Raw genomic sequence first — 6,528 nt, forward strand, 5'->3', positions numbered from 1 at the left:
GCTCCCTTTTTTACAAAACCTGTTTGACGGTCTCGGCCACCTTGTCGGCGGTCAGCCCGAAGAACTTGAACAATGCGCCGGCCGGGGCGGACTCACCGTAGCGGTCGATGCCGACCACGGCGCCTTCCAGGCCCACGTACTTGTGCCAGAAGGCGGTCACGCCGGCTTCGACAGCCACGCGCGGCAGGCCCTTGGGCAGCACGGATTGTTTCCAGGCGGCGTCCTGCTTGTCGAATACGTCGGTGCTGGGCATGGAGACCACGCGCACGGCGATGCCTTCCTTAGCCAGTTGGGCTTGCGCGTCCAGCGCAATGGCCACTTCCGAGCCGGTGGCGATGATGACGGCGCGGGCGCCTTCGGCATCACGCAGCACGTAGCCGCCGCGCGCGATGGCGTCCACGGTGGCGGCATCGCGCGGCACGAACGGCAGGTTCTGGCGCGACAGCAACAGGGCCGTCGGGCCGCCGTCATGCACGTCCATGCCGATGCTGGTCGGGCGGGTCACGGCGGCGTTCCAGGCCACGGCGGTTTCGGCCGTATCGCAAGGACGCCACAGGGACAGGTTGGGAATCAAACGCAGGCTGGCCGCGTGTTCGATGGATTGGTGGGTCGGGCCGTCTTCGCCCAGGCCGATCGAATCGTGGGTGAACACATGCACCACGCGCTGCTTCATCAGCGCGGCCATGCGGATGGCGTTGCGCGAGTAGTCAGAGAACGTCAGGAAGGTGCCGCCGAAAGGCAGGTAACCGCCGTGCAAGGCCACGCCGTTCATGATGGCGGCCATGCCGAATTCGCGCACGCCGTAGTTGATGTGGCGGCCGAACTGAATGCCCTTTTCGCCCGCGCGAACGGCGGCAACGCCCTTCCAGTCGGTGAAGTTGGAACCGGTCAGGTCGGCCGAGCCGCCCAGCATTTCGGGCAGCAGCGGCGCCAGCGCGGCGATCGCGAATTGCGAAGCCTTGCGGGTGGCGACCGTTTCGGCCTTTTCCAGGGTCGAGGCCAGGAAGGCCTTGAACTGGTCGGCGTAGCCCTCGGGCATTTCGCCCTTCATGCGGCGCGTGAATTCAGCGGCTTCGGCGGGGAACGCGGCGGCGTAGGCGTCAAACGCGGTCTGCCATTCGGCTTGGGCCGCGGCGCCCTGCTTGCGGCCATCCCAGCCGTCGTATACGTCTTGCGGAATCTGGAACGGTTCCGACGACCAGCCCAGCGCGGCGCGCGTGGCGGCGATTTCGTCCTTGCCCAGCGGCGCGCCGTGCACGTTGTGCGTGCCGGCCATGTTGGGCGAACCCTTGCCGATGACGGTGCGGCAGATCACCAGCGTGGGCTTTTCCGATTGCGAACGCGCGGCCTTGATGGCGGCGTCCACGGCGGCGACGTCGTGGCCGTCTACGCCACGGATCACGTTCCAGCCGTAGCCTTCGAAGCGCTTGGCGGTGTCGTCGGCGAACCAGTGTTCAACGTGGCCGTCGATGGAGATGCCGTTGTCGTCATACAGCACGACCAGCTTGGACAGCTTCAACGTGCCGGCCAGCGAGCACACTTCGTGCGAGATGCCTTCCATCAGGCAGCCGTCGCCGGTGAAGGCGTAGGTGTGGTGGTCAACGATGGTGTGGCCGGGCTTGTTGAATTCAGCCGCCAGCAGCGCTTCGGCCAGCGCCATGCCCACGGCGTTGCCCAGGCCCTGGCCCAACGGGCCGGTGGTGGTTTCCACGCCCGGGGTGATGCCCACTTCGGGGTGGCCCGGCGTCTTGGAATGCAGCTGGCGGAAATTCTTGAGCTCGTCGATCGACAGGTCGTAACCGGTCAGGTGCAAGAGCGCGTAGATCAGCATCGAGCCGTGGCCGTTGGACAGCACGAAGCGGTCGCGGTTGGCCCAGGCGGGATCGTTGGGGTTGTGGCGCAGGTTGCCCGTCCACAAGGCCTGGGCGATTTCCGCCATGCCCATGGGAGCACCCGGATGCCCGGAGTTCGCTTGTTGCACAGCATCCATCGCGAGGGCGCGGATGGCATCCGCCAAGGCAAGTTTAGGGGCGGTCGGATTGCTCATTCGGAAGGCTCTTTGAAGCTGGCGCGCCTAAGGGGAATATAGGGGCCAGTTGAGTGGGTTGCGAAGCAGACGATTTTAGCATCAGGGGATTTCCCTCACGCCATCGCTCTTAAGCCCGATGTAATGAAGCGTATCGCCCCAGGGGAAATATCAGCGTAGCTCCCACAATTGCGGGAAAGTGGTCCGACATTCAGCATGGTGCCCTGTACCTCTCTGATGGAGTCCCCTACCATGGGCCTCATGCTGAACCTGACCATCCCCGTTGAAGGCATCATGGCCTTGCGCACCGCTCTGGGCGAAGAGCGTGCCTTTGCTTTGGCGCGCGCGCTGGAGCACGCCCAGATCAAGGGCGAAGCCGAACTGGTAGCGAGTATTTACGCAAAATCCGAGGCGTCGCTGAAGGAGACGCAACGCGCGCTTCAGGAACAAATCGCCCAACTGCCCAACCGCGAAGAGCTTAAGCGTTTCGCCACGCACGAAGACCTGGCTGACCTGCGCGCCCAGTTCATGCGGCTGGACAAGAAAATGACGGTGGGGTTTCTGACGCTGCTGGGCCTGAACCTGGCGTCCAGCGCCCCGACCTTCCTGGAATGGGGGGTCAAGGTGGTAGGCTACGCGCTCAAATAACCTGATCGCCCGCCCCCCGCGCCCGAACGCCCATGTCCGCCCCCCGATTTTTCTGCGACATCCCCCTTGTTGCCGGCTCCCGTGTCGCCTTGCCGGACGCCCTGGCGCACCATGCGTTGCGCGTGCTGCGGCTGAAAGCCGGCGAAACCGTCGTGCTGTTCAATGGACAGGGTGGTGAGTACGACGCCGTGCTTGAGGTGGATGGCAAGGCAGGCTTCGCCACGCTGGGCGACTTCAACCCCCGTGAAGCCGAGCTTGCCGGGCGCATCACGCTGGTACAGGGCTTGCCGTCGGGCGACAAGATGGATTGGGTGGTGGAAAAGGCGGTGGAGCTGGGCGCGGCCCGTGTCAGCCCGATTGCCGCGCAACGCAGCGTGTTGCAGTTGTCCGGGCCTCGGCTGGACAAACGGGTCGCTCATTGGCAGCGCATTGCACAATCCGCCAGTGAGCAGTGCGGCCGTAACCGCCTGATGACGGTGGATGCACCGCAAACGCTGGCTGACTGGCTGGCCCAGCCGGCTGATGGATTGCGCCTCTTGTGTCATCCGGAAGCCACTGACGATCTGGCCGGCAAGCTGCGAGCCACGCCCGACTTACCGGCGCTGACCTTGCTGGTGGGCCCCGAAGGCGGATGGTCGGACAAGGAACTGGATCTGGCCCGCCAGGCGGGCGTGCAGGCCGTGCGATTTGGCCCGCGCGTGCTGCGCACCGAGACGGCCGGGCTGGCGCTGCTGGCGGCAGTCAGCGCATTGATGGGCTGGTAGCCGTCCAAGTCCTGGAGCCGGGCACGAGCACAAGCACAAGCACACGCCGCGGCATTGCCGCCCCCGCCAAGCGGTCAGAAAGATAAACAGCTAATCGTTCTCGCCGTAAGGGGCCGCCGCGATGCCGGGTTCCGGGTCGGGGTGGCGGCCCGCGTGTTCTATGACAAACGCAAAGATGCGGCCATTTTCACGCGCAAAATCGGCAGCGTCCGAACACACGGTTTCAATTTTGGCGGCGTCTTCTTCCAGCACCGGGTCGCCCGAGTGCAGCCGGTACAACCACAACACGACGCCCGTCTTGTGATCCAGGACCGTATCGCACAGGCAGTCGTACAGGGCATCCAGGTTGCCGCCGAAGTATTCGGGAAAGTCCACCGCCTTGACGATGGCGCGCAGTACCGCGGAACGGCTGCGGGCGGGGTCACAGTTGGCAACGAACAAGGACAGGCCAAGCTCGTGCGAGGCGTCAACGACGGCCTTCTTGTCCAGCCCCTCATGAGGCAGCGCTCCCCCGCGCAGAAGCTGCTTCTGCAACGTAGATTGGCCATTGCGCGTCATGCCTGAGCCTCCTTGAAAAAGGCGATCACTTCTTCGTTACGCTGCATCGTATCGGCATAACCCAGTTCAATCAATCGCTTGGTGTAGCTGGATTCGAACAGCAGATACGACATCAGCGCACCGCCCCCAGGACGGCCTGGATCGGACGATACACCGAGTACGCGAAAAAGGGCACGCGCTTGTGCGGGCATGTCTTGCAGGTGCTCTAGCGCCATCGTGTCCAGCGACTGGCTGGGGGTGATGGTCAGCACCTGGATGCGGCGCACATTGACCTGGACGCCGTCCGGCGTGGCATGCTCCATCAGGGCATTGATGCGCTCAAGCCGTTCCACGTCCACCGACAAACCATCCAGGAAGATGCTGGACAGCGCATGCCCGCCCACTTGCGCCAGGGATGGATACGGTGGGGAATCTTCGCGGTTCTCCGGGTGGGTATCGTCGCGAAAGCCGGTGCCGATCACCATGACGCGGTGCGCGCCCAGATGTATGGCCGGGCTGATCGGCGCCAACTGGCGCATGGACCCGTCGCCGCACCATTCGCCTTTGCCATGCACCTGCACCTGCCGGGCGGGGAACACAAAGGGAATCGATGACGACGCCATCAGGTGGTCGATGCCGATAGGGGTGGGGATGGCCAGCCGCAGATAGCGGTGCCAGGGCTCGATGGGCGCGTGCGCCTGGTAGAAGGTCAGGTGTTCGCCGCTGGTGTAGCCCGACGCCGTGATGGCCAGCGCCGACAGCGCGCCGCCTTCCAGGTTGGCGCGCAAATGGTCGAAGTTCAGCACCCGGCCCAGCAGCGCCTCCATGGGGCTGTTGTCCAAGAGCGACTGCGGCCGTTTGCGCGTCAACCCCGAATACATCCATCCCAGCGACAGCAGCCCCAGCCAGCGCACCCCCGTGCGTATCAGCCCGGGCGCGTCGGCGCGGTAGATCATGTCGGTATTCAGCGACGACCACAGCCGGCGGATGCGGCGCACGCCCAGGTGCGGGCGGTCCGCGCGGCAGGCCAGCGCGGCGGCGTTGATCGCGCCCGCCGACGTGCCGCAGATGATGTCAAACGGGTTACGGAAGCGGGATTGCCAGTCGGGGTCCAGCAGTTCCATGATGGCGCTGAGCACGCCAACCTGGTAGGCGGCGCGCGCGCCGCCCCCCGTCAGGACCAGGCCGATCGGCGCGCGGGGGCACGCCGGACCGGCGGGACTGACTTCAACGTGGCGTGTTGACATCGACCACAGTCATCGCGGTCATGTTGACGATGCGGCGCACGGTCGAGCTGGAGGTCAGGATATGCACCGGTGCATTGCAGCCCAACAGGAACGGGCCGACCGCCACGTTGCCGCCCGCGGCCGTCTTGAGCAGGTTGTAGGCAATGTTGCCCGAGTCCACGTTCGGGCACACCAGCAGATTGGCTTCGCCCTTCAGGGTGGACGACGGCAGGATACGCATGCGCAGCGCTTCGTCCAGTGCGCAGTCACCGTGCATTTCGCCGTCGATTTCCAGTTCGGGTTCTTTCTCGCGCACGATTTCCAACGCGCGGCGCATCTTGGCGCCGGACGCCGAGCTGCCGGAACCAAAGTTCGAACGCGACAGCAGCGCCACCTTTGGCGCCAGATACATGCGGCGCATTTCGTTGGCGGCGGAAATGGTGAATTCAGCGATCTGTTCGGCCGTGGGTTCATCGTTGACGTGCGTGTCCACCAACACCACCGTGCGCTCATTGAGCAGCAGGATGTTCATGGCGGCATACACGTTGTGGCCGGGGCGCCGACCGATCACTTCATCCACGAAACGCAGATGATCGTGATACGCCCCCACCGACCCGCAGACCATGCCGTCGGCATCGCCCAGGTGCACCATCATCGCGCCGATCAAGGTCATGCGGCGGCGCATTTCCACGCGCGCCATTTCCTTGGTGATGCCACGGCGGCACATGCGTTCCCAGTAGGTGGTCCAGTACTGATGGAAGCGTTCGTCGTATTCCGGGTTGGTCACTTCAACGTCTTCACCCAGGCGCAGGCGCAGGCCCAATTTTTCGATGCGGGTCAGCAGCACCGACGGGCGGCCCACCAGAATGGGGCGCGCCAGGCCTTCGTCAACCACCACCTGCACCGCGCGCAGCACGCGTTCGTCTTCGCCTTCCGCAAACACGATGCGGGCGGGGCCGCCTTCACGCACGATGCGTTTGGCGGCCGAGAACAGCGGCTTCATGAACGCGCCAGAGTGGTAGACGAATTGCTGCAACTGCGCTTCGTAGGCTTCCATATCGGCCAGCGGGCGCGTGGCCACGCCGCCGTCCATGGCGGCCTTGGCCACGGCCGGCGCAATGCGCACGATCAGGCGCGGGTCAAACGGCTTGGGGATCAGGTATTCGGGGCCGAACGAGATGTCGAACGTGCCATAGGCGGCCGCCACAACTTCGTTCTGTTCTTCCTGCGCCAACTGGGCAATGGCATAGACCGCCGCCATTTCCATTTCGCGCGTGATGGTGGTGGCGCCCACGTCCAGCGCACCCCGGAAGATGTACGGGAAGCA

The 6,528-nt window shown here is 64.7% G+C and carries 6 protein-coding genes; 2 read left to right on the forward strand and 4 right to left on the reverse strand.

Annotated features, from left to right (window positions below; translation table 11 throughout):
• Positions 1-10: 10 nt before the first annotated feature.
• Positions 11-2,047, reverse strand: coding sequence for a transketolase (gene tkt / locus WBR68_RS15385; protein ID WP_127185511.1), 2,037 nt, complete (start codon positions 2,045-2,047; stop codon positions 11-13).
• A gap of 231 nt (positions 2,048-2,278) precedes the next feature.
• On the opposite strand from tkt, the gene WBR68_RS15390 reads away from it, so the two are divergent.
• Positions 2,279-2,674 carry a hypothetical protein gene (locus WBR68_RS15390; protein ID WP_050448781.1) on the forward strand — a complete coding sequence of 132 codons (396 nt, stop codon included), beginning with the start codon at positions 2,279-2,281 and terminating at the stop codon, positions 2,672-2,674.
• A gap of 32 nt (positions 2,675-2,706) precedes the next feature.
• Positions 2,707-3,438 (forward strand): 16S rRNA (uracil(1498)-N(3))-methyltransferase, encoded by a 732-nt coding sequence (locus WBR68_RS15395; protein WP_050448780.1) that lies wholly within the window; start codon positions 2,707-2,709, stop codon positions 3,436-3,438.
• Positions 3,439-3,528: 90 nt separating this feature from the next.
• On the opposite strand, the gene WBR68_RS15400 is transcribed toward WBR68_RS15395, so the two are convergent.
• The 3 genes from WBR68_RS15400 to WBR68_RS15410 all read right to left on the reverse strand — a co-directional run.
• Positions 3,529-3,996 (reverse strand): barstar family protein, encoded by a 468-nt coding sequence (locus WBR68_RS15400; protein ID WP_046804365.1) that lies wholly within the window; start codon positions 3,994-3,996, stop codon positions 3,529-3,531.
• Positions 3,993-5,222, reverse strand: a complete 1,230-nt coding sequence (locus WBR68_RS15405; protein ID WP_230694658.1) for a patatin-like phospholipase family protein — start codon at positions 5,220-5,222, stop codon at positions 3,993-3,995. The genes WBR68_RS15400 and WBR68_RS15405 overlap by 4 nt, the downstream gene beginning before the upstream one ends.
• Positions 5,203-6,528 (reverse strand): phosphate acyltransferase (locus WBR68_RS15410; RefSeq protein ID WP_255696073.1); only part of this gene is annotated, 1,326 nt, incomplete at its 5' end. The genes WBR68_RS15410 and WBR68_RS15405, both read right to left, overlap by 20 nt.

It is taken from the genome of Achromobacter sp. JD-1 (assembly GCF_038594925.1).
In the GTDB taxonomy this organism is placed as follows: Bacteria; Pseudomonadota; Gammaproteobacteria; order Burkholderiales; family Burkholderiaceae_B; genus Achromobacter; species Achromobacter spanius_C.

Coding starts and splice junctions, on each gene's coding strand:
- tkt (WP_127185511.1), bottom strand. CDS start 2,047: ATGAGCAATCCGACCGCCCCTAAACTTGCCTTGGCGGATGCCATCCGC.
- WBR68_RS15390 (WP_050448781.1), top strand. CDS start 2,279: ATGGGCCTCATGCTGAACCTGACCATCCCCGTTGAAGGCATCATGGCC.
- WBR68_RS15395 (WP_050448780.1), top strand. CDS start 2,707: ATGTCCGCCCCCCGATTTTTCTGCGACATCCCCCTTGTTGCCGGCTCC.
- WBR68_RS15400 (WP_046804365.1), bottom strand. CDS start 3,996: ATGACGCGCAATGGCCAATCTACGTTGCAGAAGCAGCTTCTGCGCGGG.
- WBR68_RS15405 (WP_230694658.1), bottom strand. CDS start 5,222: ATGTCAACACGCCACGTTGAAGTCAGTCCCGCCGGTCCGGCGTGCCCC.